The sequence below is a fragment of the Pseudoxanthomonas sp. PXM01 genome (assembly GCF_014851815.1).
Taxonomy (GTDB): domain Bacteria; phylum Pseudomonadota; class Gammaproteobacteria; order Xanthomonadales; family Xanthomonadaceae; genus Pseudoxanthomonas_A.
Map to the genome: position 1 here is coordinate 502,570 of NZ_JACVAJ010000002.1, position 25,496 is coordinate 528,065.

General features: G+C 65.2%; 33 protein-coding genes. 2 read left to right on the forward strand and 31 right to left on the reverse strand.

Annotation, left to right across the window (positions count from 1 at the left end):
• Positions 1 to 9: 9 nt before the first annotated feature.
• Positions 10 to 1,608, forward strand: a complete 1,599-nt coding sequence (locus tag IB230_RS11735; protein ID WP_192272426.1) for an amidase — start codon at positions 10 to 12, stop codon at positions 1,606 to 1,608.
• A 102-nt stretch (positions 1,609 to 1,710) separates the two neighbouring features.
• On the forward strand, positions 1,711 to 5,229 hold the full coding sequence (locus tag IB230_RS11740; protein WP_192272428.1) for an EAL domain-containing protein: 3,519 nt from the start codon (positions 1,711 to 1,713) through the stop codon (positions 5,227 to 5,229).
• A 19-nt stretch (positions 5,230 to 5,248) separates the two neighbouring features.
• Here IB230_RS11740 and IB230_RS11745 read toward each other — a convergent pair whose 3' ends face one another.
• The 31 genes from IB230_RS11745 to fusA all read right to left on the reverse strand — a co-directional run bounded on the left by IB230_RS11745 (position 5,249) and on the right by fusA (position 25,399).
• Entirely contained in the window at positions 5,249 to 6,643 is a 1,395-nt protein-coding gene (locus tag IB230_RS11745; protein WP_192272430.1) for a 3-deoxy-7-phosphoheptulonate synthase class II, read from the reverse strand.
• 51 nt (positions 6,644 to 6,694) lie between these two features.
• Positions 6,695 to 7,210, reverse strand: coding sequence for a disulfide bond formation protein B (locus tag IB230_RS11750; protein ID WP_192272432.1), 516 nt, complete (start codon positions 7,208 to 7,210; stop codon positions 6,695 to 6,697).
• A gap of 161 nt (positions 7,211 to 7,371) precedes the next feature.
• Positions 7,372 to 7,746: a 50S ribosomal protein L17 gene (gene rplQ, locus IB230_RS11755; RefSeq protein ID WP_142124587.1), complete on the reverse strand. Its 375-nt coding sequence runs from the start codon at positions 7,744 to 7,746 to the stop codon at positions 7,372 to 7,374.
• A 192-nt stretch (positions 7,747 to 7,938) separates the two neighbouring features.
• Positions 7,939 to 8,937, reverse strand: coding sequence for a DNA-directed RNA polymerase subunit alpha (rpoA, locus tag IB230_RS11760; RefSeq protein WP_056878832.1), 999 nt, complete (start codon positions 8,935 to 8,937; stop codon positions 7,939 to 7,941).
• A 50-nt stretch (positions 8,938 to 8,987) separates the two neighbouring features.
• Positions 8,988 to 9,617 (reverse strand): 30S ribosomal protein S4, encoded by a 630-nt coding sequence (rpsD, locus tag IB230_RS11765; protein WP_055941309.1) that lies wholly within the window; start codon positions 9,615 to 9,617, stop codon positions 8,988 to 8,990.
• A 14-nt stretch (positions 9,618 to 9,631) separates the two neighbouring features.
• A complete protein-coding gene (gene rpsK, locus IB230_RS11770) occupies positions 9,632 to 10,024 on the reverse strand; it encodes a 30S ribosomal protein S11 (protein ID WP_055941307.1) in 393 nt (130 codons plus the stop codon).
• 12 nt (positions 10,025 to 10,036) lie between these two features.
• Positions 10,037 to 10,393, reverse strand: coding sequence for a 30S ribosomal protein S13 (gene rpsM, locus IB230_RS11775; protein WP_192272435.1), 357 nt, complete (start codon positions 10,391 to 10,393; stop codon positions 10,037 to 10,039).
• 342 nt (positions 10,394 to 10,735) lie between these two features.
• Entirely contained in the window at positions 10,736 to 12,097 is a 1,362-nt protein-coding gene (gene secY / locus IB230_RS11780; protein ID WP_192272437.1) for a preprotein translocase subunit SecY, read from the reverse strand.
• Between the two features lie 7 nt (positions 12,098 to 12,104).
• On the reverse strand, positions 12,105 to 12,548 hold the full coding sequence (gene rplO, locus IB230_RS11785; RefSeq protein WP_082563251.1) for a 50S ribosomal protein L15: 444 nt from the start codon (positions 12,546 to 12,548) through the stop codon (positions 12,105 to 12,107).
• Positions 12,548 to 12,739 (reverse strand): 50S ribosomal protein L30, encoded by a 192-nt coding sequence (gene rpmD / locus IB230_RS11790; protein ID WP_055941302.1) that lies wholly within the window; start codon positions 12,737 to 12,739, stop codon positions 12,548 to 12,550. The genes rplO and rpmD overlap by 1 nt, the downstream gene beginning before the upstream one ends.
• A complete protein-coding gene (rpsE, locus tag IB230_RS11795) occupies positions 12,732 to 13,274 on the reverse strand; it encodes a 30S ribosomal protein S5 (protein WP_192272439.1) in 543 nt (180 codons plus the stop codon). Before rpsE ends, rpmD begins: the two co-directional genes overlap by 8 nt.
• A 156-nt stretch (positions 13,275 to 13,430) precedes the next feature.
• Complete coding sequence (rplR, locus tag IB230_RS11800) at positions 13,431 to 13,787, reverse strand: 50S ribosomal protein L18 (RefSeq protein ID WP_055941298.1); 357 nt, start codon at positions 13,785 to 13,787, stop codon at positions 13,431 to 13,433.
• A gap of 29 nt (positions 13,788 to 13,816) precedes the next feature.
• Positions 13,817 to 14,344: a 50S ribosomal protein L6 gene (gene rplF, locus IB230_RS11805; protein WP_062352408.1), complete on the reverse strand. Its 528-nt coding sequence runs from the start codon at positions 14,342 to 14,344 to the stop codon at positions 13,817 to 13,819.
• A 16-nt stretch (positions 14,345 to 14,360) separates the two neighbouring features.
• Entirely contained in the window at positions 14,361 to 14,759 is a 399-nt protein-coding gene (rpsH, locus tag IB230_RS11810; protein ID WP_093296356.1) for a 30S ribosomal protein S8, read from the reverse strand.
• Between the two features lie 204 nt (positions 14,760 to 14,963).
• On the reverse strand, positions 14,964 to 15,269 hold the full coding sequence (rpsN, locus tag IB230_RS11815; protein ID WP_062352415.1) for a 30S ribosomal protein S14: 306 nt from the start codon (positions 15,267 to 15,269) through the stop codon (positions 14,964 to 14,966).
• Between the two features lie 20 nt (positions 15,270 to 15,289).
• On the reverse strand, positions 15,290 to 15,832 hold the full coding sequence (rplE, locus tag IB230_RS11820; protein WP_055941290.1) for a 50S ribosomal protein L5: 543 nt from the start codon (positions 15,830 to 15,832) through the stop codon (positions 15,290 to 15,292).
• An 11-nt stretch (positions 15,833 to 15,843) separates the two neighbouring features.
• Entirely contained in the window at positions 15,844 to 16,161 is a 318-nt protein-coding gene (gene rplX, locus IB230_RS11825) for a 50S ribosomal protein L24 (protein ID WP_055941288.1), read from the reverse strand.
• 15 nt (positions 16,162 to 16,176) lie between these two features.
• Positions 16,177 to 16,545, reverse strand: a complete 369-nt coding sequence (gene rplN / locus IB230_RS11830; RefSeq protein WP_013535986.1) for a 50S ribosomal protein L14 — start codon at positions 16,543 to 16,545, stop codon at positions 16,177 to 16,179.
• A gap of 14 nt (positions 16,546 to 16,559) precedes the next feature.
• A complete protein-coding gene (gene rpsQ / locus IB230_RS11835) occupies positions 16,560 to 16,826 on the reverse strand; it encodes a 30S ribosomal protein S17 (RefSeq protein ID WP_055941286.1) in 267 nt (88 codons plus the stop codon).
• A 12-nt stretch (positions 16,827 to 16,838) separates the two neighbouring features.
• The gene (rpmC, locus tag IB230_RS11840) at positions 16,839 to 17,024 is read right to left on the reverse strand and encodes a 50S ribosomal protein L29 (protein WP_055941284.1); all 186 of its coding nucleotides are present in this window, start codon (positions 17,022 to 17,024) and stop codon (positions 16,839 to 16,841) included.
• Positions 17,024 to 17,437 (reverse strand): 50S ribosomal protein L16, encoded by a 414-nt coding sequence (gene rplP / locus IB230_RS11845; protein ID WP_055941282.1) that lies wholly within the window; start codon positions 17,435 to 17,437, stop codon positions 17,024 to 17,026. The genes rpmC and rplP overlap by 1 nt, the downstream gene beginning before the upstream one ends.
• 6 nt (positions 17,438 to 17,443) lie before the next feature.
• Positions 17,444 to 18,163, reverse strand: a complete 720-nt coding sequence (gene rpsC / locus IB230_RS11850; RefSeq protein ID WP_056878821.1) for a 30S ribosomal protein S3 — start codon at positions 18,161 to 18,163, stop codon at positions 17,444 to 17,446.
• 2 nt (positions 18,164 to 18,165) lie between these two features.
• Entirely contained in the window at positions 18,166 to 18,501 is a 336-nt protein-coding gene (gene rplV, locus IB230_RS11855; protein WP_055943295.1) for a 50S ribosomal protein L22, read from the reverse strand.
• Positions 18,502 to 18,513: 12 nt separating this feature from the next.
• Positions 18,514 to 18,789, reverse strand: a complete 276-nt coding sequence (gene rpsS / locus IB230_RS11860) for a 30S ribosomal protein S19 (protein WP_055941277.1) — start codon at positions 18,787 to 18,789, stop codon at positions 18,514 to 18,516.
• Between the two features lie 6 nt (positions 18,790 to 18,795).
• A complete protein-coding gene (gene rplB / locus IB230_RS11865) occupies positions 18,796 to 19,623 on the reverse strand; it encodes a 50S ribosomal protein L2 (RefSeq protein ID WP_162338027.1) in 828 nt (275 codons plus the stop codon).
• 11 nt (positions 19,624 to 19,634) lie between these two features.
• Positions 19,635 to 19,934, reverse strand: coding sequence for a 50S ribosomal protein L23 (rplW, locus tag IB230_RS11870; protein ID WP_055941273.1), 300 nt, complete (start codon positions 19,932 to 19,934; stop codon positions 19,635 to 19,637).
• Complete coding sequence (gene rplD / locus IB230_RS11875; RefSeq protein WP_192272441.1) at positions 19,931 to 20,536, reverse strand: 50S ribosomal protein L4; 606 nt, start codon at positions 20,534 to 20,536, stop codon at positions 19,931 to 19,933. The genes rplW and rplD overlap by 4 nt, the downstream gene beginning before the upstream one ends.
• Before the next feature lie 11 nt (positions 20,537 to 20,547).
• On the reverse strand, positions 20,548 to 21,201 hold the full coding sequence (gene rplC / locus IB230_RS11880) for a 50S ribosomal protein L3 (protein WP_192272443.1): 654 nt from the start codon (positions 21,199 to 21,201) through the stop codon (positions 20,548 to 20,550).
• Between the two features lie 11 nt (positions 21,202 to 21,212).
• Entirely contained in the window at positions 21,213 to 21,524 is a 312-nt protein-coding gene (gene rpsJ / locus IB230_RS11885) for a 30S ribosomal protein S10 (protein WP_027070119.1), read from the reverse strand.
• A 519-nt stretch (positions 21,525 to 22,043) separates the two neighbouring features.
• Complete coding sequence (gene tuf, locus IB230_RS11890) at positions 22,044 to 23,234, reverse strand: elongation factor Tu (protein WP_192272445.1); 1,191 nt, start codon at positions 23,232 to 23,234, stop codon at positions 22,044 to 22,046.
• Positions 23,235 to 23,308: 74 nt separating this feature from the next.
• Positions 23,309 to 25,399 carry an elongation factor G gene (gene fusA, locus IB230_RS11895; protein WP_192272447.1) on the reverse strand — a complete coding sequence of 697 codons (2,091 nt, stop codon included), beginning with the start codon at positions 25,397 to 25,399 and terminating at the stop codon, positions 23,309 to 23,311.
• Positions 25,400 to 25,496 lie beyond the last annotated feature (97 nt).

Sequence of the window (25,496 nt, forward strand, 5' to 3'; positions counted from 1 at the left end):
GGTGACTGCATGCGTCGACTCCTGCTGCCGTTCTGCCTGACGCTCGCCCTGGCCGCCTGCCAGCCGGCGACGCCACCGGCCGCGACGGCACCCGCGCCGACCGACTTCATCTATGCCGAGCTCGACATCGCCGACCTGCAGTCGCGCATGCAGTCGGGCGAACTGGACAGCCGCAAGCTCACCCAGGCCTACCTGGACCGCATCGCCGCAGTCGACAAGACCGGGCCGCAACTGAATGCCGTCATCGAGCTGAATCCCGATGCCCTGAAGGAAGCCGCGCTGCGCGACGTCGAACGGCGCGCCAACACCGTGCGCGGGCCGCTGCATGGCATCCCGGTGTTGCTGAAGGACAACATCGACGCGGTGCCGATGGCCACGTCCGCCGGCTCGTTGGCCCTGAAGGATTTCCGTCCGGGCCAGGACGCCTTCCTGGTCCGCCGGCTGCGCGACGCCGGCGCAGTCATCCTCGGCAAGACCAACCTGAGCGAGTGGGCCAATTTCCGCTCCACGCATTCCACCTCAGGCTGGAGCGGACGCGGTGGCCAGACCCGCAACCCTTACGCCCTGGACCGCAACCCCTGCGGGTCGAGCTCGGGCAGTGCGGTGGCGGTGTCGGCCAACCTCGTCACGATCAGCGTAGGCACCGAAACCGACGGCAGCATCCTGTGCCCGGCAGCCATCAATGGCATCGTGGGACTGAAGCCGACGGTTGGCCTGATCAGTCGGCAAGGCATCCTGCCGATTTCGCACAGCCAGGACACCGCGGGCCCGATGGCCCGCAGCGTGTCGGACGCGGCCCTGCTGCTCGCCGCGCTGGCCGGCCGGGATACCGCGGATGCGGCGACCACCCAGGCCGCCTGGAACACCACACTCGACTACAGCGCGCGCCTGAAACCAGGTGCGCTCAAGGGCGCCCGTATTGGCGTGCTGCGCAGCAAGGCGGCGATCCACCCCGACGCGGCGGCCGCACTGGAAGGCGCGATCCAGGTGATGCGCGAAGCCGGCGCGATCATCGTGGATGCGGAGATCCCCACCGATGGCCAATGGAACGAGGACGAACTCCAGCTGATGCTGTACGAGTTCAAGCACGGCGTGGAGCGGTACCTGACGGAGCGCCGTGCGCCGCTCACGACGCTGACGCAGCTGATCGGTTACAACGAGCAGTACCGGGTCTCCGAGATGCCCTTCTTCGGCCAGGAACTGTTCGAACAGGCCAACGCCAAGGGCGGACTGGGGGACGCGGAGTACATCGCCGCCCGCAGCCGCGCGCGCCGGCTGGCGGGGCCGGAAGGCATCGATGCCGCGCTCAAGGCCCAGCAACTGGTCGCGCTGATCGCGCCGACCACCGGACCGGCTTGGCTGACCGACCACAAGGCAGGCGATCACTTTCCCGGCGCCGGCTACGGTGCAGCGGCCGTGGCCGGCTATCCCAGCCTCACCATCCCGATGGGCCACAGCGATGGCCTGCCGCTCGGCGTCGTGTTCATCGGTCCGGCATGGAGCGAAGCACAGCTGATCGCGCTGGGTTACGACTATGAACAACGCACGCGGGCACGCAAGCCACCGGAGTATTGGCCCACGCTGCCACCTCGCACGCCACGACGTTGAGGTTGGGTCGATAAGTGTGAGCCATTTTGTGCACGGAAGCGCTTGCAGGCGATCTCCGTTCGTGGCGTCATAACCGCCAACCAGCAGGCGGGGATCTCACGCGTGGAGTCAGGCGCGGACCGGGCATCGGAACTGCGGGCGTTCAGTGGATCGGAGTCCACCGCCCGCCGACGGCAGCGCAATCTGAATTCGCTGGCGTGGGGCGTACTGGTCATCGCCAGCCTGCTCTCCCTGTGGGCCGGCGCCACGGCCTGGCAGCAGGCACGGGAACACGCCCGTGCGCAGTTCGACGCCCGTGCAGACGCCGTGGCCACCGCTGTCGCCACGCACATGAACGCCTACGAAGACACCGTGCGCGCCGCCGCCGCGGTGCTCGAGGGGCGTGAGGACATCGGGCAGGACGAGTTCCTGGCCTTCGTCGAGAAGCTGCAAGTGCCCACCCGCCATGCCGGCGTGCATGGACTGGGTTTCGCCCGTCGCGTGCAGCTGGGGGAGCGCGACGCCTACGTCGCCGCCCAACGTGCGCGCTATGGCGATGGGTTCGCCATCCACCCCGCCGGCGATCGTTCCGAATACGTGGTGATCGACCTGCTCTATCCGGCGGCACCCGGCATGCGGCCGCTGCTCGGCAAGGACGTGATGGCGGAGGCCTCGCGTCGCAGCGCCATCGAGTCCGCGCGCGACAGCGGCGAGCTGGCTTCGGCGCCGCTGGTGGCGCTGGGCGACGCTGCCAAAGGCAGCACCGGCCTCGCCGGCTTCCTGCTGTACGCGCCGGTCTACGCCGATCCGGTCGACGCACGCGGAAGCATGGAGGCCCGGCGCCGCCTGCTGCGCGGCTTCGCCACCGCCGGCTTCGGCTGGCAGCGCGTGATGGAGGACGCGGTGGGCCACGCGGGCAGCGGCGAGTTCGATCTCCAGCTGCTCGCGCGCGATTCCGGCGACGCGCCGATCTTCCAGTCCGGGACGCTGAAGGCCCGCCACGGCGAAGGCTGGCAGCCCGCCTTCACCGCGCAGCGCGAACTCCGCCTGCTGGGAAGCGACTGGCGCCTCGTCCTGCAGTCGCCGCCCTTGCGCGAGGCGTTGCCCGGGCTGGCCTCCATCGCACTGCTGACCTTGTGCGGCATCGGCCTGGGCGTGCTGTTGTTCCTGCTGCTGCACAATCTCGCGCGCACCGAGCGCCGCAGCCGCGCACTGCTGGACGCCGTGGCCGACCACCTCCCTGCCCTGATCGCCTACATCGACGGCAACGGCCGCTACGGCTTCGCCAATCGCGCCTGCCGTGCGTGGTCGGGGTCGCCCGAGGGCTGGAACGATCGCCCCGTGGACGAGGTTCACGCCGATGCCCCGGGCTTCCTCGCCTCGCTCAGGCGCGCGATGCGGGACTGCACGCCGGACCATTGGATCGCATGGGAAACCGAGCTGGGACAGCCCGCGCGCGCGGTCCACCTTTACCTGGTGCCGGATGTCGCGTCGGGCCGGAAGATCGCTGGCTGGTACCTGATGGGGAACGATGTCAGCGAGCAGGTGCAGGCGCACCGCGAGCTTGCCATGGCCCGCGACCACCTCAAGCGCGTCACCGATCGCCTGCCCGCCCTGATTGCGCAGTTCGATACGCAGCAACGCCTGGTCTTCCACAACCGCGCGTTCGCCGAGCAGGTCCGCTGGCGGACGCCTCCGCGGGCGGGCGCGACCATGCGCGACCTGTTCGGTGAAGACGCGTACCAGCGGCGCACGCCGCATGTCGAGGCGGCCCTCGCCGGACGCGAAGGCGAGTTCGAAAGCAGCTTCTCCACCGCCGACGGCACGCGCAGGATGCACAGCTTCTATACGCCGGATGTCGACGACACAGGCACCGTGGCGGGCTTCTTCGTGATGTCGGTCGACGTCACCGAAAAGAGCCGCCTCGAACACGCGCTGCACGACGCCAACGAACTGGCCGAAGTCACGCTGACCTCCATCAGCGAGGCCGTCATCACCGTGGACGTGGCGAGCCGCGTGACGTACATGAATCCGACTGCCGAAGCGCTCTGCGGCTGGAGTCTCGAACAGGCACTCGGCGAGCCACTGGACCAGGTGGCATCGCTGGCACGCATCGCGTCATCGGAGGACGAGGACGGGTTGCATCCGACCGGGCTTCCGGGCGACCTGCAGCTGGTGCGCCGCGACGGAAGCCGCTTGCTGGTGGAACGTTCGCTGTCCGCCATCCACGATCGCGATGAGCGCATGGTCGGCACGGTGATGGTCCTGCGCGACATCACCGAGTCGCGCGCCCTCAGCTCGCGCATGACCTATCTCGCGCACCACGACGCACTGACCGGCCTGCCCAACCGGCTGCAGCTCAACGCGCGCCTCGGGCAAGCCATCACGCACGCCACCAATCATGGCAACGGCATCGCGGTGCTGTTCCTCGACCTGGACCTGTTCAAGCACGTCAACGATGCGCTCGGCCACCACACCGGCGACGAACTGCTGCAGCAGGTGGCGCGTCGTATCCAGCGCAACATCGGCAATCTCGGCACCGTGTACCGCACCGGCGGCGACGAGTTCGTCGTGCTGCTGCCCGACATCCTGTCGCGCGACAGCGTGCTGCAGATCGCCGACCGGCTGCTGGCCCTCGCCGGTACGCCGTACACGGTAGCCTCGCACGAGCTGCACCAGGCATTCAGCATCGGCATCAGCCTGTTCCCCGAGGACGGCTACGACGCCGCCACGCTGATGATGCGCGCCGACGCCGCCATGTACCTGGCCAAGCGCAACGGCCGCAATGCCACGCGCTTCTATACGCGCGAGTTGGCCACCAGCGTGGACGCGCGCATCGAACTGGAGAACAGCCTGCGCCGCAGCCTGCGCAACGGCGATCTCTCGTTGCACTACCAGCCGCAGGTCGATCGTGTCAGCGGTCGCATCGTCGGTGTCGAGGGCCTGGCCCGCTGGCAGCGCGGCGACCGCCTGATCATGCCGGGCGAGTTCCTGCCGATCGCCGAGGAAACCAACCTCATCGTCGATATCGACCAGTGGGCGATCCGCGCCGCCTGCCGGCAGAACAGGATCTGGCAACAGGCGGGGTTGCCGCCGATCCGCGTCTCCGTCAACGTCGCCGCCGCGAACTTCGATACGGACGACCTCGTGGACACCGTGGTGGAGGCACTGCAGGACAGCGGGCTGCCTGCCGAGTTCCTCGAGCTCGAAGTCACCGAGACCACGCTGATGCGCGACGTGCAACGCACCGACCGCACGCTGCGGGCGTTGAAGGCCCTGGGCGTGCGCATCGCCATCGACGACTTCGGCACCGGCTTCTCGAGCCTCAGCTATCTGGGCAACTACGGCTTCAACGTGCTGAAGATCGACCAGTCGTTCGTCCGTGATGTGTCCGAGCCCAACCAGGCCGCCATCACGCGCGCCATCATCAGCCTCGCCGCGCAGCTGCAATGCCGCACGATCGCCGAGGGCGTCGAAACCCTGGAACAGGCGGCCTGGCTTGCGGCCAACGGCTGCGACGAGCTGCAGGGCAATTACTTCAGCAAACCCTTGCCAGCCACGGAGTTCGCGAAACTCTACGCCCGCGACACGATCTGGGAGATCCCGCAGAACACCACCGGCGCCGACAACCCGGCGCGCTAAAGCGCGACGCGACGACCGCTCAGCGCGCGGCGGGAGCGGCCAGCTGGTTCTGCTTGTGCACGATGCTCATCGCGATCTCCAGCGACTGCTCGTAGTTCAGCCGCGGATCGACGGTCGAGCGGTACGCCCGCTCCAGGTCCGCATCGGTCAGCTCGCGCGCGCCACCGGTGCATTCGGTGACGTCCTCGCCGGTCAGCTCCAGGTGTACGCCACCCAGCCGCGTTCCCGCGGCGGCATGCAGGTCGAACGACTGCTCCACCTCGCTGCGCACATTGTCGAAGCGACGCGTCTTGAACCCGTTGCTGGTGCTTTCGGTGTTGCCATGCATCGGGTCGCAGACCCACAGCACGCGACGGCCATCGCGGCGCACCGCGTCCAGCAGCGGCGGCAGCTTGTCGGCGATCTGCCCTGCGCCCATGCGGTGGATAAAGGTCAGGCGCCCGCCTTCGTCCTCCGGGTTCAGCACGTCGATCAGCCGCAGCAGCTGGTCCGGGGTGACCGAGGGGCCGACCTTGATCGCGATCGGGTTGCGCACGCCGCGCAGGTACTCCACGTGCGCGCCATCGACGGCGGCGGTACGCATGCCGATCCACGGATAGTGCGTGCTGAGGTTGAACCAGCCCCACTGGCGCGGCACCTCACGGGTCAGCCCTTCCTCGTAAGGCAGCAGTAGCGCCTCGTGCGAGGTGTAGAAATCGATCCGGTTGAGGTTGTGCACTTCGGAGCCCGACAGGGTCTCCATGAACCTCACCGCATCGCCGATGGAGGCGACCATCTGCTGGTACTCCGCCGCCAGCGGCGAGTAACCGACCCAGTTGAGATTCCAGTACTCGGGATGGTGCAGGTCGGCGAAGCCGCCGTCGATCAGCGCACGCACGAAGTTCATCGTCATGGCCGAGCGCGCATGCGCCTTGATCATGCGCCGCGGATCGGGCACACGCGCCTCGGCGGTGAACTCCGGCGCGTTGACCACGTCGCCACGGTAGCTGGGCAGCGACACGCCATCGCGCGTCTCGGTGTCCGCCGAACGCGGCTTGGCGTACTGCCCGGCGAAGCGGCCGACGCGCACGACCGGCAGGCGCAGCCCGTGCACCAGCACGAGGCTCATCTGCAGAAGCACCTTCAAACGGTTCGAGATCAGCCCGGACTCGCAGTCGCTGAAATTCTCGGCACAGTCGCCGCCCTGCAGCAGGAAGCGCTTGCCTTCCTGCGCCTCGGCCAGCTGCTTCTTCAGCGAAAAGATCTCCCACGACGTCACCAGCGGCGGCAGCTTGCGCAGCTCACCCAGCACGGACTCCAGCGCGGCTGCATCCGGATAGGTGGGCATCTGCATCGCAGGCCGCGCGCGCCAGCTGTCCGGCGCCCAGTTCGGCGGCAGGGAGACGGCGCGCAGGTTGCGGTCGGACGGGTTCATGGCGGACTCCTGGGGGCCCACCATCGTGCCAGATTGGTGCGCCGCGTCAAATCAGCGGAAGGTCGAGGTCCTGCGGGCGCGAAAGCCGATCCAGAGCGCCCAGACCGCCAGCAGCACGAACCACACCAGGCTCCACATGGGCATGGTCAGGCCGAGGAAACTCCAATCGATCGTGCTGCAGTCGCCCTTGGCCGCCAGCACCTTCTGCACGACACCGAGCCACGTGTTGTTCTCGATCATGTAGTCCCAGCCGGGACCGCAGCTCGGCATCAGTGGTGGGTACAGCTGGACCCACACGTGCTTGCCGGCAATGCCGATGCCGGTCGCCGCGCCGAGGAAGGCCAGCACACCGTACGCTTTGCGCCCGCCCGGCCGCCGCGGGCCATGCAGCGCCCCGAGCAGGAACATCACGCCCGTCGCGGCGAAGGCCAGACGCTGGAAGATGCAGAACGGGCACGGCTCCAACTGGTGAACGAACTGCACGTACAGCGCATAACCCAGCAGGCCCGCGCAGATCGCGAAACCCAGGAAGCACTGCGCGCGGAAACTCCAGCGAAGAGGATTCATCGGCACCGGTGGCATGAGGTCTTGCCCGCATTATCCACGCGTAATGGGCCGTACGTCACCTTGCGGCGATCTGCCGCATCCGCCGGGACACGTCGACACCCATCTGGAAACAAAAACCCCGGCATTCGCCGGGGTTTCTGGTGTCCTGCAGGGCGCGAGGCTTACTCGGCCGCCGCTTCCGGGCGGTCGACCAGCTCGACGTACGCCATCGGGGCGTTGTCGCCGGCGCGGAAGCCGCACTTCAGGATGCGCAGGTAACCACCCGGGCGCGACTGGTAGCGCGGGCCGAGGGTGGTGAACAGCGTGCCGACGGCTTCCTTGTCGCGCAGACGCGAAAACGCCAGGCGGCGGTTGGCCACGCCATCGATCTTGCCGAGGGTGATCAGCGGCTCGGCGACGCGGCGCAGTTCCTTGGCCTTCGGCAGGGTGGTCTTGATCAGGCCGTGCTTGATCAGCGAGGCGGCCATGTTGCGGAACATCGCTTCGCGATGGGCGCTGGTGCGGTTGAACTTGCGACCGGCTTTCTGGTGGCGCATGGATTGGATTCCTGTTGAATGATGGGACGTTGGATTTCGCTGTCGCCATCCTGGCGTTGAAGCAGTGGACTGCGGGTGGTCCGGACCGGCCATCCTTGACCGGAGCGTCGCGGGCCTTCAGGTCCGTCGACGAGGTAGAACCTTTGAAACAACAGAACTCCCGCGCGAACGCGGGAGTTCCGTATCACTTCATCAACCAAGCATGCCGTGCTGGGCGACACCGGCCGGCGGCCAGTTCTCCAGCTTCATGCCCAGCGACAGGCCGCGCTGCGCCAGGACTTCCTTGATCTCGGTCAGCGACTTCTTGCCGAGGTTCGGGGTCTTGAGCAGTTCGACTTCCGTCTTCTGGATCAGGTCGCCGATGTAGTAGATGCTCTCGGCCTTCAGGCAGTTGGCCGAACGCACGGTCAGCTCCAGGTCGTCGATCGGGCGCAGCAGCACCGGATCCACGCCGCTGGCCGCCTGCTTCGGCGCGCCGCGGTCGCGGTGCGTGAAGTCACCGAACACCGACAGCTGGTCGCTGAGGATGTCGGCGGCGGTGCGCACGGCTTCCTCGGCATCGATCGTGCCGTTGGTTTCGATGTCCAGGACCAGCTTGTCCAGGTCGGTGCGCTGCTCGACGCGCGCGGCTTCCACCGCGTACGCGACGCGACGGACCGGCGAGAACGAGGCGTCCAGCACCAGACGGCCGATCGCACGGGTCTCTTCGTCCGGACGACGACGGGCAGCGGCAGGCTGGTAGCCGAAACCACGCTCGATCTTCAGGCGCATGTTCAGCGCCGTGTCCTTGGTCAGGTTGCAGATGACCAGTTCCGGATTCAGGATCTCGACGTTGTGGTCGGTCTTGATGTCGCCGGCGGTGACCACGCCCGGGCCCTGCTTGGCCAGGCTCAGCGTGGAGGAGTCGCCGCTGTGGATGCGGATGGCCACATCCTTCAGGTTCAACAGCACTTCCAGCACGTCTTCCTGCATGCCTTCGATGGTGCTGTATTCGTGCAGCACGCCATCGATCTCGACTTCGGTGATTGCGAAGCCGGGGATCGACGACAGCAGCACGCGGCGCAACGCATTGCCGAGCGTATGGCCGTAACCACGCTCCAGCGGTTCGATGACCACCTTCGCGCGATTACCGGTCAGGCGCTCGATCTGCGGGCCGCGGGGGCGCAGCACTTGCTGAGTAATACCCGTCATGTTGCTTTGTCTCCTGCGGTCCCCCGGTCGCCCGGGGGTGCGTGAATGAATTACTTCGAGTACAACTCGACGATCAGCGCTTCGTTGATGTCGGCGGGCAGGTCCGAACGCGCCGGAACCGCCTTGAACACGCCGCTGAACTTCTTGGCGTCGACTTCAACCCACGACGGGTTCAGGTCGAGCTGCTCGGCAACCGTCAGCGACTCCTGCACGCGGAGCTGCTTCTGGGCCTTCTCGGACAGCGCGATCGCGTCACCGGCCTTCACCTGGTAGGACGGCAGGTTGACCGGCTTGCCATTGACCAGCACGCCACGGTGCGAGACCAGCTGGCGGGCGGCCGGACGGGTCACGGCGAAGCCCATGCGGTAGATGACGTTGTCGAGACGGGTTTCCAGCAGCTGCAGCAGGTTCTCGCCGGTATTGCCCTTCTTGGTCGAGGCCTTCTTGTAGTAGTTGCGGAACTGACGCTCCAGCAGGCCGTAGATACGCTTGACCTTCTGCTTCTCGCGCAGCTGGGTGGCGTAGTCGGACAGCTTGCCCTTGCGGGCGGTCGCGCCGTGCTGGCCGGGCTTCTGCTCCAGCTTGCACTTCGAGTCCAGCGCACGGGCCGGGCTCTTGAGCGACAGGTCGGCGCCTTCGCGGCGCGCGAGCTTACAGGTAGGACCGATATAACGAGCCATTTCTTATCGCCCCCTTAGACGCGACGCTTTTTCGGCGGACGGCACCCGTTGTGCGGGATCGGCGTCACGTCGATGATGTTGGTGATCTTGTAGCCCACGTTGTTCAACGAACGCACGGCCGACTCACGACCCGGACCCGGGCCCTTGATGCGGACTTCCAGCGACTTCACGCCGTAGTCCAGAGCTGCACGGCCGGCCTTTTCGGCAGCGACCTGCGCCGCAAACGGCGTGGACTTGCGGGAACCGCGGAAACCGGCACCACCCGAGGTCGCCCACGAGAGCGCATTGCCCTGGCGGTCGGTGATGGTGACGATGGTGTTGTTGAAAGAAGCGTGGACGTGGGCGACGCCGTCGGTGATGACGCGCTTGATCTTCTTCTTGACTTTGGCAGCAGCTGGCTTGGCCATGATGGTCGCCCCTTACTTCTTGATGGCTTTGCGCGGACCCTTGCGGGTGCGGGCATTGGTGCGGGTGCGCTGGCCACGCAGCGGCAGGCCGCGACGGTGGCGCAGACCGCGATAGCAACCCAGGTCCATCAGGCGCTTGATCGCGATGCCGACTTCACGGCGCAGGTCGCCCTCGACCACGTACTTGCCGACTTCGGCGCGCAGGCGCTCGACTTCCGGCTCCGACAGGTCGCGGATCTTGGTGGTCGACACGACGCCAGCGGCTTCGCAGACCTTCTTGGAACGGGTACGGCCAATGCCGAAAATGCTTTGCAAACCGACCCAGACATGCTTCTGGGCAGGCAGGTTGACACCTGCAATACGCGCCATGACGCGGTTCTCCAACTGTGAGTATTGGCCCGTGTACGGTCATCCCGGGCGGGATTCGCGCAGACAGGCGGAGTGAACTGGAAATTCTAACAAGATCCGGTGTTTACGGGAAGCCCATGCCGGCAGAGCCGACGTTGGACCGGCATGGGGAGTGTGCCCATGCTCCGGCGCCGGAACCTGCCTGGCGCAGGACCGGGGTCTCCCCTGGTCCCGCCCCGCCCGCGCTACTCTGGCGCAGGGACTGGCCGGTTCGCACCCCCGCACCGGATCGCTGCGGGGGCCGCCCATCTAAGTCAGCCGGCCATGAGGGCCGGACTGGTGCGGTAAGCCCGCAATTATATCTCAGTTGCGGGGGGCAAGACCGCCCCGCGAACCACCCTTCAGGTTGGCCTTCTTCAACAGGCTCTCGTACTGGTGCGACATCAGGTGCGCCTGGATCTGCGCGATGAAGTCCATCACCACCACCACCACGATCAGCAGCGACGTACCGCCGAAGTAGAACGAGGTGTTCAGCTGCGTGCGCATCACTTCCGGCAGCAGGCAGACCGCCACCAGGTACATCGAACCGATCGCCGTCAGGCGGGTCAGCACGCCGTCGACGTAGTCGGCGGTCGCCTTGCCCGGACGGATACCCGGGATCAGTGCGCCCGACTTCTTCAGGTTCTCGGCGGTTTCCTGCGAGTTGAACACCAGCGCCGTGTAGAAGAACGCGAAGCCGATGATCATCGCGGCGAACACGATCATGTGCAGCGGCTCACCCGGGGCGAGCGCATTGGAGATGCGCTGCAGCCACGTGGTGGCACCACTGTTCTGGCCGGACCACATCGCCAGCGTAGCCGGGAAGGCCAGGATGCTGGAGGCGAAGATCGGCGGGATCACGCCAGCCATGTTGAGCTTCAGCGGCAGGAACGAGGTCTGGTTCATGTACGCGTTGCGACCGCCCTGGCGGCGCGCGTAATTCACCGTGATCCGTCGCTGTCCGCGCTCCACGAACACAACCAGGAACGTGAAGCCCAGCACCACCACCGCGATGATCAGCAGCGAAATGAAGCTGAGCGTGCCGTCGCGGAAAGCGCCGACCGTCTGGATGACCGCACCCGGCAGGCCGGCCACGATGCCCGCAAAGATGATCAGCGAAACACCGTTGCCGATGCCGCGCTCGGTGACCTGCTCACCGATCCACATCAGGAAGATGGTGCCCGCGGTCAGTGCCACAACGGCGGTCAGCACGAAGCCCATGCCCGGCGCGTAGACCACCGGCATGCCGCCCGGCGCAACCTGGTTCTGCAGCGCGGTGGCGATACTGCCGCCCTGCACGATCGCCAGCAGCACGGCACCGATGCGCGAGTACTGGGTGATCTTGCGGCGACCGGACTCGCCTTCCTTCTGCAGCGCTTTCAGGCTGGGGAAGATGTGCACGCCCAGCTGCATCACGATCGATGCCGAGATGTAGGGCATGACGTTCAGCGCGAAGATGCTGAAACGGTGCAGGGCGCCGCCCGAGAACATGTTGAACATGTCCACGATGCCGCCGCCCTGCGCCTGCATCATCGCAAGCATGGCATCGGGATTGACGCCCGGGACCGGGATGAAACAGCCGATCCGGTAGACGATCAGCGCACCCAGGACGAACAGCAGGCGCTGGCGAAGTTCAGTGAACTTGCCTGCGCCTGCCAGTGCACCGGCGGCATTACCCTGCGCCATGCGTCCGTTACTCCTGCACGCTGCCGCCGGCAGCCTCGATGGCGGCCTTGGCACCGGCCGTGGCGGCCACGCCCTTCAGCACGAACTTCTTGGTCAGCTCGCCCTTCTTGACGATCTTGGCGCGCTTGGCGGTGCTGGGCACCAGCTTGGCGGCACGCAGCGCGGCGAAGTCGATCTCGCCGGCTTCCAGCTTCTCGAGCTGGTACGACAGCACTTCGGCGCAATCCAGCTTCAGCTTGGAGCGGAAACCGACCTTCGGCAGACGCTTGATCAGCGGCATCTGGCCGCCTTCGAACTTCGCCTTGATCTTGCCCTTACCAGCGCGTGCGAACGAGCCCTTGTGGCCGCGACCGGCGGTCTTGCCCAGGCCGGAACCGATACCGCGGCCGACGCGGGTGCGTTCGGTGCGGGCGCCGTCGGCGGGCTTCAGTGTGTTGAGACGCATGTTGATTACTCCTCGACCTTGACGAGGTAGTGAACCTTGGCGATCAGGCCGCGCACCTGCGGGCTGTCCTTCAGTTCACGCACATCGTTGAGCTTGTTCAGGCCCAGCGCCTTCACCGACAGGCGGTGACGCGACTGGGAACCACGCAGGCCGCGCACCAGGCGCACCTTGACGGTCTTGTTCGACTCGTTAGCCATTGAGGAGTTCCTCCACCTTCTTGCCGCGCTTGGCCGCAATGCGGGTCGGCGACTGCATGTCGCTCAGGCCCTTCAGCGTGGCGCGCACCAGGTTGATCGGGTTGCGCGAACCGACGGCCTTCGCCAGCACGTTCTTCACGCCGACCGCTTCCAGCACGGCGCGCATGGCGCCGCCGGCGATGACGCCCGTACCTTCCGACGCCGGCTGCATGAACACGCGCGCCGCGCCGTGGCCGGCCTTCACCGGGTGCCACAGGGTGCCGTTGTTCAGATCGACATTCAGCATGCCCTTACGGGCGTATTCCATCGACTTCTGGATGGCGACCGGCACTTCGCGCGCCTTGCCATAGCCGAAACCGATCTTGCCGTTGCCGTCGCCCACCACCGTCAGTGCGGTGAAGGTGAACTGGCGACCGCCCTTGACGGTCTTGCTGACGCGATTGACCGCGACCAGCTTCTCGATCATGCCGTCGTCGACTTTCTCTTCGCGGTTGCGGTCGCGATCGCGACCCCGCGACTGACGTTCTTCTGCCATTGCTTGAATTCCTATGTGGTTGAGGTATGTACGGCTTGGCCGCTTATGGTTGTTGTGTGGAGCGGTGACGCAACGGTCGCTGCAGAAGAGCAACCGCGCCCGGCGCAACCCGCGCCGGCAGGACAAGGCATGGGGTCGCCCCCATGCCTTTCAAGATTAGAACTGCAGACCGCCTTCGCGGGCCGCATCGGCCAGGGCCTTGATGCGGCCGTGGTAGCGGTAACCCGAACGGTCGAATGCGATCTTCTCGATGCCTTCGGCCTTGGCGCGCTCGGCGATGACCTTGCCCACGCGGGCAGCGGCATCGCTGTTCTTGCCGTTCTTCAGGCCATCCTTCACATCGGCCTGCAGCGTGTTGGCCGACGCGATGACCTTGGAGCCATCGGCGGTGAACAGCTGGGCGTAGATGTGCTGGCCGGTGCGCAGCACCGACAGGCGCGGCACGCCGAGTTCGCGGATGTGCGCGCGGGTCGACTTGGCACGGCGCAGGCGGGCGGTGTTCTTGATGCTCATGATCTGGTTCCTCGAAGCCGAAAGCCCGGTTAGGCCTTCTTCGCTTCCTTGCGGATGATGGTTTCGTCGGAGTACTTCACGCCCTTGCCCTTGTAGGGTTCCGGCGGACGGAAACCGCGGATCTTGGCGGCAACTTCACCAACGCGCTGCTTGTCGGCGCCCTGCACCAGGATTTCGGTCTGGGTCGGGGTGACGATGGTGATGCCTTCCGGCGTCTTGAACAGGATCGGATGGGAGAAACCCAGCGACAGGTTCAGGTCCTTGCCCTGCATCGCAGCGCGGTAACCCACGCCGACCAGCTCGAGCTTGCGCTCGAAACCGTCCGACACGCCTTTGACCATGTTGGCCAGGATCGCGCGGATGGTGCCGGTGATGGCGTCGTCGGCCGGGGTGACCGGCGACAGGTTGACCGTACCGTTGTCGACGTTCAGTTCGACGCCGGCCGGCTTGGCGATGGACAGGGTGCCCTTCGGGCCCTTGACGTTGAGGGTTTCACCCTGGGCATTCAGTTCGACGCCCTTGGGGAGATTGATCGGCTTCTTGGCTACGCGGGACATGTCTGGGCTCCTTCGCTTAGGCCACGAAGCACAGGACTTCACCACCCACGCCGGCCGCACGGGCCTGCGCATCGGTCATGATGCCCTTCGAGGTGGAGATGATGGCGACGCCCAGGCCACCGAGGACCTTGGGCAGCTCAGCCTTGCCACGGTACTGGCGCAGGCCCGAACGGGACACGCGGCTCAGCTTCTCGATGACCGGCTTGCCTTCGAAATACTTCAGGACGATCTCAAGCTCGGCCTTGTTGTTCTCGGTCTTCGTCACGCGGACGTCGCCGACATAGCCTTCCGCCTTGAGGACGTTGGCGATCGAGGTCTTGATCTTGGAGGACGGCATCTTCACCGTCGGCTTGCCAACAGCGGCGGCATTGCGAATGCGCACCAGCATATCGGCGATGGGATCAGTCATGCTCATTAGAGTCTGCCTTATGAGTAGCACCGATATCCGCTTTCGCGAAAATCTTGCGTTGTCCCTGGAATCCCCCAGGCGGGCGGCCGGTTCCCCGACCCTCCCCCGGCCAAGCCGCGGGAGCCGAACATTGTACAACAACAAGTCCGGCATGTGCCGGACTTGTCCTTGAAACCACGGGGGAGTCCTGGAGGGACGCCCCTGGCGTCCTTACCAGCTGGCCTTGCGCAGGCCGGGGACGTCGCCGTTCATGGTGGCCTTGCGCAGCATGTTGCGGCCCAGGCCGAACTTGCGGTACACGCCACGCGAACGACCGGACAGCTCGCAGCGGTTGCGCTGGCGGCTCGGCGAGGAGTCGCGGGGCAGCTTCTGCAGCTTGACGACCGCGTCGGCCTTCTCTTCGTACGAGGCGTTCTGGCTGGAGATGATCTTCTTCAGCGCGTCACGCTTCGCAGCGTACTGCTTGGCCAGCTTTTCCCGCTTGATGTCGCGGTTGACCATCGAGGTCTTTGCCATGATGTCGTTTTCCTAGCGAATCAGTTGCGGAACGGGAACTTGAACGCTTCGAGCAGCGCCTTGGCTTCGGCGTCGTTCTTGGCGGTCGTCGTGATGGCGATATCCATGCCGCGGATCGCGTCGACGGCGTCGAAGTCGATTTCCGGGAAGATGATCTGTTCCTTCACGCCCATGTTGTAGTTGCCGCGACCGTCGAACGAACGGCCGGACACGCCACGGAAGTCGCGGACGCGCGGCAGCGAGATGCTGATCAGGCGATCCAGGAATTCGTACATCTTGGCGCGACGCAGGGTGACCTTGCAGCCGATCGGCCAGCCGTCGCGGATCTTGAACGAAGCCACCGACACGCGGGACTTGGTCGTGATCGGCTTCTGGCCGGTGATCTTGGCCAGGTCGGCCACGGCGTTTTCCAGGATCTTCTTGTTGGTCGCCGCTTCACCCACACCCATGTTGATGGTGATCTTGGTGATCTTCGGCACTTCCATCGGATTGGTGTAGCCGAACTTCTTCATCAGAGCCGGCGCCACTTCTTCCTTGTAGATTTTTTCGAGACGGGTGGTCATGTCCTCATTCCTCAGGCGTCGAGCGCCTCACCGCTGGAGCGGAACACACGCAGTTTGCGTCCATCCTCCAGCACCTTGAAACCGATACGCTCGCCCTTGCCCGTTGCCGGGTTGAACAGCGCGACATTGGAGATGTGGATCGAGCGCTCGCTCTCAACCACGCCACCCGCGACACCGGCCTGCGGGTTCGGCTTGGTATGGCGCTTGACGACGTTGACGTTGGACACGACCACGCGGTCGCCATCCACACGCACCACATCACCCTTCTTGCCCTTGTCCTTGCCGGCGGTGACGACGACCTGGTCGCCCTTCTTGATACGGTTTGCCATTTCTATGTCCTCCGCTCAGAGCACTTCAGGCGCGAGCGAAACGATCTTCATGAACTTCTCGGAACGCAGCTCGCGGGTCACGGGCCCGAAGATACGGGTACCGATCGGCTCCTGCTTGTTGTTCAGCAGGACGGCGGCGTTGCCATCGAAGCGGATCAGCGAGCCGTCGGGACGACGGACACCCTTGCGGGTACGCACGACCACGGCGTCGTAGACTTCGCCCTTCTTGACCTTGCCACGCGGGATGGCGTCCTTGACGGTCACCTTGATGATGTCGCCGATGCCGGCGTAACGGCGCTTCGAGCCGCCCAGCACCTTGATGCACATCAGTTCTTTGGCACCGGAGTTGTCGGCTGCATCAAGGTAGCTCTGCATCTGGATCATGAGTCAGATCTCCTTTATTCAGCCGCGCGGGTGATGATTTCCACCACGCGCCAGTTCTTGGTCTTGGACATCGGGGCGATCTCGGTCACGCGCACCACGTCGCCTTCCTTGCAGCTGTTGTCCGCGTCGTGCGCGTGCAGCTTCGTGGAACGCTTGATGTACTTGCCGTACAGGGCGTGCTTGACCTGACGCTCCACCAGGATGGTGACCGTCTTGTCCATCTTATTGCTGACGACGCGGCCTTCGATGGTGCGTTGCGCTTTGTCTTTGTTATCGCTCATCTTGGTCGCTCCTTACTTCTGGCTGCCCAGCAGGGTCTTGACGCGAGCGATCTCGCGACGGACCCGGCGGGTTTCATGCGTCTTCGGCAGCTGGCCGGTCACCTTCTGCATGCGCAGGGAGAATTGCTCCTTGCGCAGTTCGGTCAGGTGGGCCTTCAGCTCGTCAGCCGATTTCTCGCGGAGTTGCTTGAGTTCCATTAGCGCACCGTCCGGGTCACGAAAGTGGTGGTGACCGACAGCTTGGCCGCGGCCAGGCGGAACGCCTCGCGCGCGATGTCCTCGCTGACGCCTTCGATTTCATAGATCATGCGGCCCGGCTGGATCTGGGCGACCCAGTACTCGACGTTGCCCTTACCCGAACCCATTCGAACTTCGATGGGCTTCTTGGTGATCGGCTTGTCGGGGAACACACGGATCCACATCTTGCCGCCGCGCTTGACGTAGCGACTGATCGAGCGGCGGGCCGCTTCGATCTGGCGCGCGGTCAGCTGACCGTGCGCCGTGGCCTTCAGGCCGTACTCGCCGAAACTGACGAGGTTTCCGCTCCAGCTCAGGCCTTCGTTACGGCCCTTGTGCATCTTGCGGTACTTGGTTCGCTTGGGTTGCAACATGACTGATTACCTCGCGTCGCGGTCACGAGCCGGGCGCGACGGACGTTCGCTGCGCTCGGGGCGCGCGTCGTCCTGCTTCTCCTGACCCACCTGGCTGAAATCGAAGATTTCGCCCTTGTAGACCCACACCTTGATGCCGATGATGCCGTAGGTGGTCTTCGCCTCGGCAAAACCGTAATCGATGTCGGCACGCAGCGTGTGCAGCGGCACGCGGCCTTCGCGGTACCACTCCGAACGGGCGATTTCCGCACCGTTCAAGCGGCCAGCGACGTTGACCTTGATGCCCAGGGCACCCAGGCGCATCGCATTGCCCACGGCGCGCTTCATGGCGCGACGGAACATGATGCGGCGTTCCAGCTGCTGCGCGATCGATTCGGCCACCAGCTGGGCGTCCAGCTCGGGCTTGCGCACTTCGGTGACGTTGATGTGCGCCGGGACGCCCATCAGGTCGCTCACTTCCTTGCGCAGCTTCTCGATGTCCTCACCGCGCTTGCCGATCACCACGCCCGGACGGGCGGTGTGGATGGTCACGCGGGCGGTCTTGGCCGGACGCTCGATCAGGATCTTGGAAATGCCCGCCTGCGCCAGCTTCTTGCGAAGCATCTCGCGCACCTTCAGGTCCGCGGCGAGGTAGTCGGCGTAGTCGCGCTTGTTGGCGAACCACTTGGAATTCCAGTCCTTGGCGATGCCCAGGCGGATACCGGTCGGATGAACTTTGTGACCCATACTTATTTGCCCTCGCCCACGACCACGGTGATGTGGCTGGTGCGCTTCAGAATGCGGGTGCCACGGCCCTTGGCGCGGGCCATGAAACGCTTCAGCATCGGACCTTCGTCGACCATGATGGTCTTGACCTTCAGCTCGTCGACGTCGGCGCCCTGGTTGTTCTCGGCGTTGGCGATGGCGGACTCCACGACCTTCTTGATCAGGTGGGCAGCCTTCTTGTCCGAGAACTTCAGCAGGTTGACGGCGCGTTCGGCCGGCAGGCCACGCACCTGGTCAGCGACCAGGCGGGCCTTCTGGGGGGAGATGCGCGCAGTGCGCAGGATGGCTTTCGCTTCCATGGTCATCTCTCCTTACTTCTTGCCGCCGGCTTTCTTGTCGCCACCGTGACCCTTGAAGGTACGGGTGACGGCAAATTCGCCGAGCTTGTGGCCGACCATGTTCTCGTTGACCAGCACCGGAACGTGGTTCTTGCCGTTGTGGATGGCGATCGTGAAGCCCACCATTTCCGGCAGGATCATCGAACGGCGCGACCAGGTCTTGATCGGCTTCTTGCTGCCGCCCGCGGCCTCCACCTTCTTGACGAGGTGGTGATCGACGAACGGGCCCTTCTTGAGTGAACGTGCCATGGTCGATTAGCCCCTACGATCGCGGACGATGAATTGCTGCGTGCGCTTGTTCTTGCGCGTCTTGTAACCCTTGGTCGGCACACCCCACGGGGTGACCGGATGCGGATTACCCTGGCCGGCCTTGGCTTCACCACCACCGTGCGGGTGGTCGACCGGGTTCATGGCCGCACCGCGGACGGTCGGCTTGATACCACGCCAGCGCTTCGCACCGGCCTTGCCGAGCTTCTCCAGGCTGTGCTCGTCGTTGCCGACTTCGCCAACCGTGGCGCGGCACTCGACCTGCACCTTGCGCATTTCGCCGGAGCGGAGGCGCAGCGTGGCGAAGCCCTGCTCGCGGGCGACCAGCTGCACGGCGGCGCCGGCGGCGCGGGCGATCTGTGCGCCCTTGCCGGGCTTCAGCTCGATGCCGTGGATCGTCGTACCGACCGGGATATTGCGCAGCGGCAGCGTGTTGCCGGCCTTGATCGGGGCATCGCTACCGGCGATGACCTGGTCACCGGCCTTCAGGCCCTTCGGGGCGATGATGTAGCGACGCTCGCCATCGACGTAGCACAGCAGCGCGATGTGCGCGGTGCGGTTGGGATCGTATTCGATCCGCTCCACACGCGCCGGGATGCCTTCCTTGTCGCGCTTGAAGTCGATGATGCGGTAATGCTGCTTGTGGCCACCGCCGATATGACGGGTGGTGATGCGACCGTGGTGGTTGCGACCGCCGGACTTGCTCTGCTTCTCGAGCAGCGCAGCATGCGGAGCACCCTTGTGCAGGTCGGGCGTCACCACGCGGACCGCCGAACGGCGACCGGGGGAGGTGGGCTTGAATTTCATCAATGGCATGTGGGTCTACCTCAGGCCTTGGCCGACACGTCGATGGCCTGACCATCGGCCAGACGCACGTACGCCTTGCGCCAGTCGCCGCGGCGGCCGGCGCGGTTACGGAAGGACTTGTTCTTGCCCTTGACGTTGACCACGTTGACCGTCTCGACCTTGACGTCGAACAGCTGCTCGACCGCGGCCTTCACATCGGCCTTGGTGGCATCGTTCGAGACTTCGAAGACGTATTGGTTGGAGAGTTCCTGCAGGCGCACGGTCTTTTCGGAGACGCGCGGAGCACGCAGCACGGCAAAAATCTTTTCGTTGCTGATCATGCCAGCCACTCCTCGATCTTCTTGACGGCGTCGGCCGTGATCAGCACGGAGTCGGCACCGACCAGCGCTGCCGGGTCCAGGCCCTGCACGTCGCGCACTTCCACGTAGGGAAGGTTGCGGGCGGACAGGTACAGGTGCTCGGAGGCATCTTCGGTGACGATCAGCGGACGCCGACCCAGGTCCAGGCCCTTCAGCTTTTCAACCAGGGCGCTGGTCTTGGTGGCGTCCACATCGAACGCTTCCACGACCTTCAGGCGGTTCTGGCGGTTCAGCTCGGACAGGATCGAGCTGATGGCCGCGCGGTACATCTTGCGGTTGACCTTCTGCGCGAAGCTGCGCGGCTTGGCCGCGAAGGTCACGCCGCCGCCGACGAAGATCGGCGCGGTCAGGGCACCGTGACGAGCACCGCCACCCTTCTGCTTCTTGGACTTCTTGGTGGTGCCGTTCACTTCGGCGCGCGTCTTCTGCGCCTTGGTGCCGGCACGACCGGCGTTGCGGTAGGCAACGACGACCTGGTGGACCAGATCTTCGCTGAACTCGCGGCCGAACACGTCGTCGGAGACCGACAGCTTGTTGGCGCTACCTGTAATGGCTAGTTCCATGGTCGTTCTCCTCAACCCTTGCTCGCCGGACGCACGATCACGTCGCCACCCGGCGCACCCGGCACGGCGCCGCGAACGGCGATCAGGCCGCGCTCGGCGTCCACGCGGACGACTTCCAGGTTCTGCGTGCTCTGCTGCACGGCACCCATGTGGCCCGACATCTTCTTGCCCGGGAACACGCGACCCGGCGTCTGACGCTGACCCAGCGAACCCGGCGCGCGATGCGACAGCGAGTTACCGTGGGTGGCGTCGCCCATGCGGAAGTTCCAGCGCTTGATGGTGCCCTGGAAGCCCTTGCCTTTGGTGACGCCCTGGACGTCGACGATCTGGCCGACTTCGAAGATGTCAGCCTTGATCTCGCCGCCGACGGTGAAGTCGCCCAGCTTGTCGGCTTCCACGCGCAGCTCCCACAGGCCACGACCGGCTTCGACCTTGGCCTTGGCCAGGTGACCGGCGACCGGCTTGGTGATCAGCGAGGCGCGACGGCTGCCCACGGCGACCTGCACGGCGCTGTAGCCGTCGGCTTCCGGGGTCTTGATCTGGGTGATGCGGTTCGGGGTAGCTTCGATCAGCGTCACCGGAATGGACTTGCCATCTTCGGTGAACACGCGGGTCATGCCAGCCTTGCGGCCGACGAGACCCAACGAATATTTCTTCGCGGTCATGGTCGTGGGCCTCAGGTCAGCTTGATCTGCACGTCGACGCCAGCCGCGAGCTCGAGCTTCATCAGCGCGTCCACGGTCTTGTCGTTGGGATCGACGATGTCGAGCACGCGCTTGTGCGTGCGGGTTTCGTACTGGTCACGCGCGTCCTTGTCGACGTGCGGGGAAACCAGGATGGTGTAGCGCTCGATCTTGGTCGGCAGCGGGATCGGGCCGCGCACTTGCGCGCCGGTCCGCTTGGCTGTCTCGACGATCTCGCTGGCCGAGCGGTCGATCAGACGATGATCGTACGCCTTGAGCCGGATTCGGATCTTTTGGTCCGCCATGACGGAAATTTCCTTCGTTAAAGAGCGACGGGCGCGGCCTCTGGGATGCCTTGCCCCGGTTAGTCCAAGCTGTTCCAGCCCCCCACCGACCGCGTGAACTCCACGGACGGAAAGTGCCGGAATCGGCTGGGGATCTTCCTGAAAAACTAGGCAGGCCGGTAAACCGGCCCGCCCAGACATGAAAGTATAGGACGCGTGACGCACCCCGTCAACCACCGGGGCACCCCGCCCGACCCGAAGGCCTGCAGGAAGGCACGCGACACTCCGTGTCTGGCGAACACGAGGCACTTCCTGCACCTCTTTTCGCGGTAGAACCAACGGCCTCCCAGGGGGCGCTGGCGGATCAAGCGATTCCTATCGGGCCAAGCGGCTTTCAAGGGGCGCGCATCATAGCGCATGTTTTGCCGTTTTGCAGCATTTCCACCCCATCACGGATGGATTTCTGCAAACAAAAGGCGGACCGAGGTTCCGGTCCGCCCTTGTCGCTGTCCGGCGAGTCCTCGCCGGGACCGCAGGGGCTTACTTGATGATCTTGGCCACCACGCCGGCGCCGACCGTACGGCCGCCTTCGCGGATCGCGAAGCGCAGGCCTTCGTCCATCGCCACCGGGTTGATCAGGGTGACCACCATCTTGATGTTGTCGCCCGGCATCACCATTTCCACGCCTTCCGGCAGGGTCACGGCGCCCGTGATGTCGGTCGTGCGGAAGTAGAACTGCGGACGGTAGCCCTTGAAGAACGGGGTGTGACGGCCGCCTTCGTCCTTGCTCAGCACGTAGACTTCGGCTTCGAACTCGGTGTGCGGGGTGATCGAACCCGGCTTGGCCAGCACCTGGCCACGCTCCACGTCGTCACGCTTGGTGCCGCGCAGCAGCAGACCGGCGTTGTCGCCCGCCTGGCCCTGGTCCAGCAGCTTGCGGAACATTTCCACGCCCGTGACCGTGGTCTTCTGGGTCGGACGGATACCGACGATTTCGATTTCCTCGCCCACCTTGATCACGCCGCGCTCGATACGACCGGTCACCACGGTGCCGCGGCCCGAGATCGAGAACACGTCTTCCACCGGCATCAGGAACGGCTTGTCGACGTCGCGTTCCGGGGTCGGGATCCAGGTGTCCAGCGCATCGACCAGCTTCAGGATCGCCGGCACGCCGATTTCGCTCTGGTCGCCTTCCAGCGCCAGACGGGCCGAGCCCGAGATGATCGGGGTGTCGTCGCCCGGGAACTCGTACTTGCTCAGCAGCTCACGGACTTCCATTTCCACCAGCTCGAGCAGCTCGGCGTCGTCCACCATGTCGGCCTTGTTCAGGAACACGACGATGTACGGCACGCCGACCTGGCGCGAGAGCAGGATGTGCTCGCGGGTCTGCGGCATCGGGCCGTCAGCGGCCGAGCACACCAGGATCGCGCCGTCCATCTGGGCGGCACCGGTGATCATGTTCTTCACGTAGTCGGCGTGGCCGGGGCAATCCACGTGCGCGTAGTGGCGCGAGGCGGATTCGTATTCCACGTGGGCCGTGGAGATCGTGATGCCGCGCGCCTTCTCTTCCGGCGCCGCGTCGATCGCGTCATAGGCCTTGAACTCGCCACCGAAACGCTCCGCGCCGATCTTCGTCAGCGCCGCCGTCAGCGTCGTCTTGCCGTGGTCAACGTGACCAATCGTGCCCACGTTCACGTGGGGCTTGGTGCGTTCGAACTTACCCTTTGCCATTGTCTTCTACCTTGTTATGCGTGATTCGTGACGGGAATGCAGGGCATCGCGATCGCAATGCCCTGCCCCAACTCTTAGTTCTTCTTGACGACCGCGTCGGCGATGTTGGCCGGCGCTTCCGCGTAGTGGTCGAACTCCATCGAGAACGTGGCGCGACCCTGCGACATCGAACGCAGCGTGGTGGCGTAGCCGAACATTTCGCCCAGCGGCACCATCGCGGCGATCACCTTGCCGGACGGACTGTCGTCCTGACCCTGCAGGATGCCGCGACGACGGCTCACGTCGCCCATCACGTCGCCCAGATAGTCTTCCGGGGTGACGATCTCGACCTTCATCATCGGCTCCAGCAGGACCGGCTGGGCCTTGCTGAAAGCTTCCTTGAAGGCCATCGAGCCGGCGACCTTGAACGCCATTTCGTTGGAGTCGACGTCATGGAACGAACCGTCCACGGCCTTGATGGCGATGTCGACCACCGGGAAGCCGGCCAGCGGGCCGCTCTTCATGGCGTCTTCGATGCCCTTGCCCGCGGCAGCCACGTATTCCTTCGGCACGACGCCGCCGACGATGGCGCTCTCGTACGAGAAGCCCACGCCACGCTCGACCGGCGACATTTCGATGACGATGTGGCCGTACTGGCCGCGACCGCCCGACTGGCGCACGAACTTGCCGTCCTGCTTGACCGACTTGCGGATGGTCTCGCGGTAGGCCACCTGCGGCTTGCCGACGTTGGCTTCCACGTTGAACTCGCGCTTCATGCGGTCCACCAGGATTTCCAGGTGCAGCTCGCCCATGCCCGAGATGATCGTCTGGCCGGATTCTTCGTCCGTCTTGACGCGGAACGAGGGATCTTCCTGCGCCAGGCGGCCCAGGGCCAGACCCATCTTTTCCTGATCGGACTTGGTCTTCGGCTCCACCGCCATCGAGATGACGGGTTCCGGGAACACCATGCGCTCGAGCGTGATGATGTGGTCGAGCGAGCACAGCGTGTCACCCGTGGTGACGTCCTTCAGGCCGACCGCCGCCGCGATGTCGCCGGCACGCACTTCCTTGATCTCGTCGCGCTGGTTGGAGTGCATCTGCAGGATGCGGCCCACGCGCTCCTTCTTCGACTTGACCGGGTTGTACACGGCGTCGCCGGAGTTCAGCACGCCCGAGTAGACGCGGAAGAACGTCAGCGAACCCACGAACGGGTCCGTCATGATCTTGAACGCCAGCGCCGAGAACGGCTCGTTGTCGCCCGCCTTGCGGCTGTCTTCCTTCTCGTTCTCGTCGATGCCCTGCACCGGCGGACGATCGGTCGGCGACGGCAGCAGCTGGATCACGCCGTCGAGCATGGCCTGCACGCCCTTGTTCTTGAACGCGGAGCCGCAGTAGACCGGAATCACTTCCACCTTCAGCGTGCGCTCGCGCAGGCCGGCGATGATCTCGGCCTCGGACAAGTCGCCCTCATTGAGGTACTTGTCCATCAGCTCTTCGCTGGCTTCCGCGGCCGCTTCGACCATGAAGGCACGGTCCGCCGCGGCCTTGTCGGCCAGCTCGGCAGGAATGTCGCGGTACTCGAACTTGGTGCCCTGCGAAGCAACGTCCCAGTGGATGTACTTCATCTTGAGCAGGTCGATGACGCCCTCGAAGCCGTCTTCGGCACCGACCGGCACCTGCATCGGCACCGGGTACGCACCCAGACGCGTCTTCAGCTGGTCGACGACCTTGAAGAAGTCGGCACCGGTACGGTCCATCTTGTTGACGAACGCGAGGCGCGGCACGGCGTACTTGTTCGCCTGGCGCCACACGGTCTCGGACTGCGGCTGCACGCCGCCGACGGCGCACAGCACGAACACCGCGCCGTCGAGCACGCGCAGCGAACGCTCGACTTCGATGGTGAAGTCGACGTGGCCGGGGGTGTCGATGATGTTGAAGCGGTGCTGCGGCAGGGACTTGTCCATGCCCGTCCAGAACGCCGTGGTGGCGGCGGACGTGATGGTGATGCCGCGCTCCTGCTCCTGCTCCATCCAGTCCATGGTCGCGGCACCGTCGTGCACTTCACCGATCTTGTGGCTGACGCCGGTGTAGAACAGGATGCGCTCGGACGTGGTGGTCTTGCCGGCGTCGATGTGCGCCATGATGCCGAAATTGCGGTAACGCTCGATGGGAGTGGTGCGAGCCACGACAGTCTCTCTTTTCTGATGGAGGGCCAGCAGGATGCGGGGGCCTTCCGTGGAGGGCGGATCTTCAGATGGCCGAACGCCGCCTTTCGGCGGCCTT

What these genes read in the sequence shown, in the direction of transcription:
- rpsE (WP_192272439.1), bottom strand. Translation starts at nt 13,274, where the DNA reads ATGGCAGAAGAACGTCAGTCGCGGGGTCGCGATCGCGACCGCAACCGC.
- rpsK (WP_055941307.1), bottom strand. Translation starts at nt 10,024, where the DNA reads ATGGCCAAGCCAGCTGCTGCCAAAGTCAAGAAGAAGATCAAGCGCGTC.
- rplN (WP_013535986.1), bottom strand. Translation starts at nt 16,545, where the DNA reads ATGATCCAGATGCAGAGCTACCTTGATGCAGCCGACAACTCCGGTGCC.
- rpsS (WP_055941277.1), bottom strand. Translation starts at nt 18,789, where the DNA reads ATGGCACGTTCACTCAAGAAGGGCCCGTTCGTCGATCACCACCTCGTC.
- rpsQ (WP_055941286.1), bottom strand. Translation starts at nt 16,826, where the DNA reads ATGAGCGATAACAAAGACAAAGCGCAACGCACCATCGAAGGCCGCGTC.
- rplD (WP_192272441.1), bottom strand. Translation starts at nt 20,536, where the DNA reads ATGGAACTAGCCATTACAGGTAGCGCCAACAAGCTGTCGGTCTCCGAC.
- rplF (WP_062352408.1), bottom strand. Translation starts at nt 14,344, where the DNA reads ATGTCCCGCGTAGCCAAGAAGCCGATCAATCTCCCCAAGGGCGTCGAA.
- secY (WP_192272437.1), bottom strand. Translation starts at nt 12,097, where the DNA reads ATGGCGCAGGGTAATGCCGCCGGTGCACTGGCAGGCGCAGGCAAGTTC.
- rplE (WP_055941290.1), bottom strand. Translation starts at nt 15,832, where the DNA reads ATGACCACCCGTCTCGAAAAAATCTACAAGGAAGAAGTGGCGCCGGCT.
- IB230_RS11735 (WP_192272426.1), top strand. Translation starts at nt 10, where the DNA reads ATGCGTCGACTCCTGCTGCCGTTCTGCCTGACGCTCGCCCTGGCCGCC.
- IB230_RS11745 (WP_192272430.1), bottom strand. Translation starts at nt 6,643, where the DNA reads ATGAACCCGTCCGACCGCAACCTGCGCGCCGTCTCCCTGCCGCCGAAC.
- rplX (WP_055941288.1), bottom strand. Translation starts at nt 16,161, where the DNA reads ATGGCAAACCGTATCAAGAAGGGCGACCAGGTCGTCGTCACCGCCGGC.
- rpmC (WP_055941284.1), bottom strand. Translation starts at nt 17,024, where the DNA reads ATGGAACTCAAGCAACTCCGCGAGAAATCGGCTGACGAGCTGAAGGCC.
- rpmD (WP_055941302.1), bottom strand. Translation starts at nt 12,739, where the DNA reads ATGGCTAACGAGTCGAACAAGACCGTCAAGGTGCGCCTGGTGCGCGGC.
- rplQ (WP_142124587.1), bottom strand. Translation starts at nt 7,746, where the DNA reads ATGCGCCACCAGAAAGCCGGTCGCAAGTTCAACCGCACCAGCGCCCAT.
- rplB (WP_162338027.1), bottom strand. Translation starts at nt 19,623, where the DNA reads ATGCCATTGATGAAATTCAAGCCCACCTCCCCCGGTCGCCGTTCGGCG.
- rpsD (WP_055941309.1), bottom strand. Translation starts at nt 9,617, where the DNA reads ATGGCTCGTTATATCGGTCCTACCTGTAAGCTCGCGCGCCGCGAAGGC.
- rpsC (WP_056878821.1), bottom strand. Translation starts at nt 18,163, where the DNA reads ATGGGTCACAAAGTTCATCCGACCGGTATCCGCCTGGGCATCGCCAAG.
- rpoA (WP_056878832.1), bottom strand. Translation starts at nt 8,937, where the DNA reads ATGACGGGTATTACTCAGCAAGTGCTGCGCCCCCGCGGCCCGCAGATC.
- rplW (WP_055941273.1), bottom strand. Translation starts at nt 19,934, where the DNA reads ATGATCAGCAACGAAAAGATTTTTGCCGTGCTGCGTGCTCCGCGCGTC.
- rpsJ (WP_027070119.1), bottom strand. Translation starts at nt 21,524, where the DNA reads ATGGCGGACCAAAAGATCCGAATCCGGCTCAAGGCGTACGATCATCGT.
- rpsM (WP_192272435.1), bottom strand. Translation starts at nt 10,393, where the DNA reads ATGGCGCGTATTGCAGGTGTCAACCTGCCTGCCCAGAAGCATGTCTGG.
- rplR (WP_055941298.1), bottom strand. Translation starts at nt 13,787, where the DNA reads ATGAGCATCAAGAACACCGCCCGCCTGCGCCGTGCCAAGTCGACCCGC.
- rpsH (WP_093296356.1), bottom strand. Translation starts at nt 14,759, where the DNA reads ATGAGCATGACTGATCCCATCGCCGATATGCTGGTGCGCATTCGCAAT.
- rpsN (WP_062352415.1), bottom strand. Translation starts at nt 15,269, where the DNA reads ATGGCAAAGACCTCGATGGTCAACCGCGACATCAAGCGGGAAAAGCTG.
- rplV (WP_055943295.1), bottom strand. Translation starts at nt 18,501, where the DNA reads ATGGAAGCGAAAGCCATCCTGCGCACTGCGCGCATCTCCCCCCAGAAG.
- rplC (WP_192272443.1), bottom strand. Translation starts at nt 21,201, where the DNA reads ATGACCGCGAAGAAATATTCGTTGGGTCTCGTCGGCCGCAAGGCTGGC.
- IB230_RS11750 (WP_192272432.1), bottom strand. Translation starts at nt 7,210, where the DNA reads ATGAATCCTCTTCGCTGGAGTTTCCGCGCGCAGTGCTTCCTGGGTTTC.
- rplP (WP_055941282.1), bottom strand. Translation starts at nt 17,437, where the DNA reads ATGTTGCAACCCAAGCGAACCAAGTACCGCAAGATGCACAAGGGCCGT.
- tuf (WP_192272445.1), bottom strand. Translation starts at nt 23,234, where the DNA reads ATGGCAAAGGGTAAGTTCGAACGCACCAAGCCCCACGTGAACGTGGGC.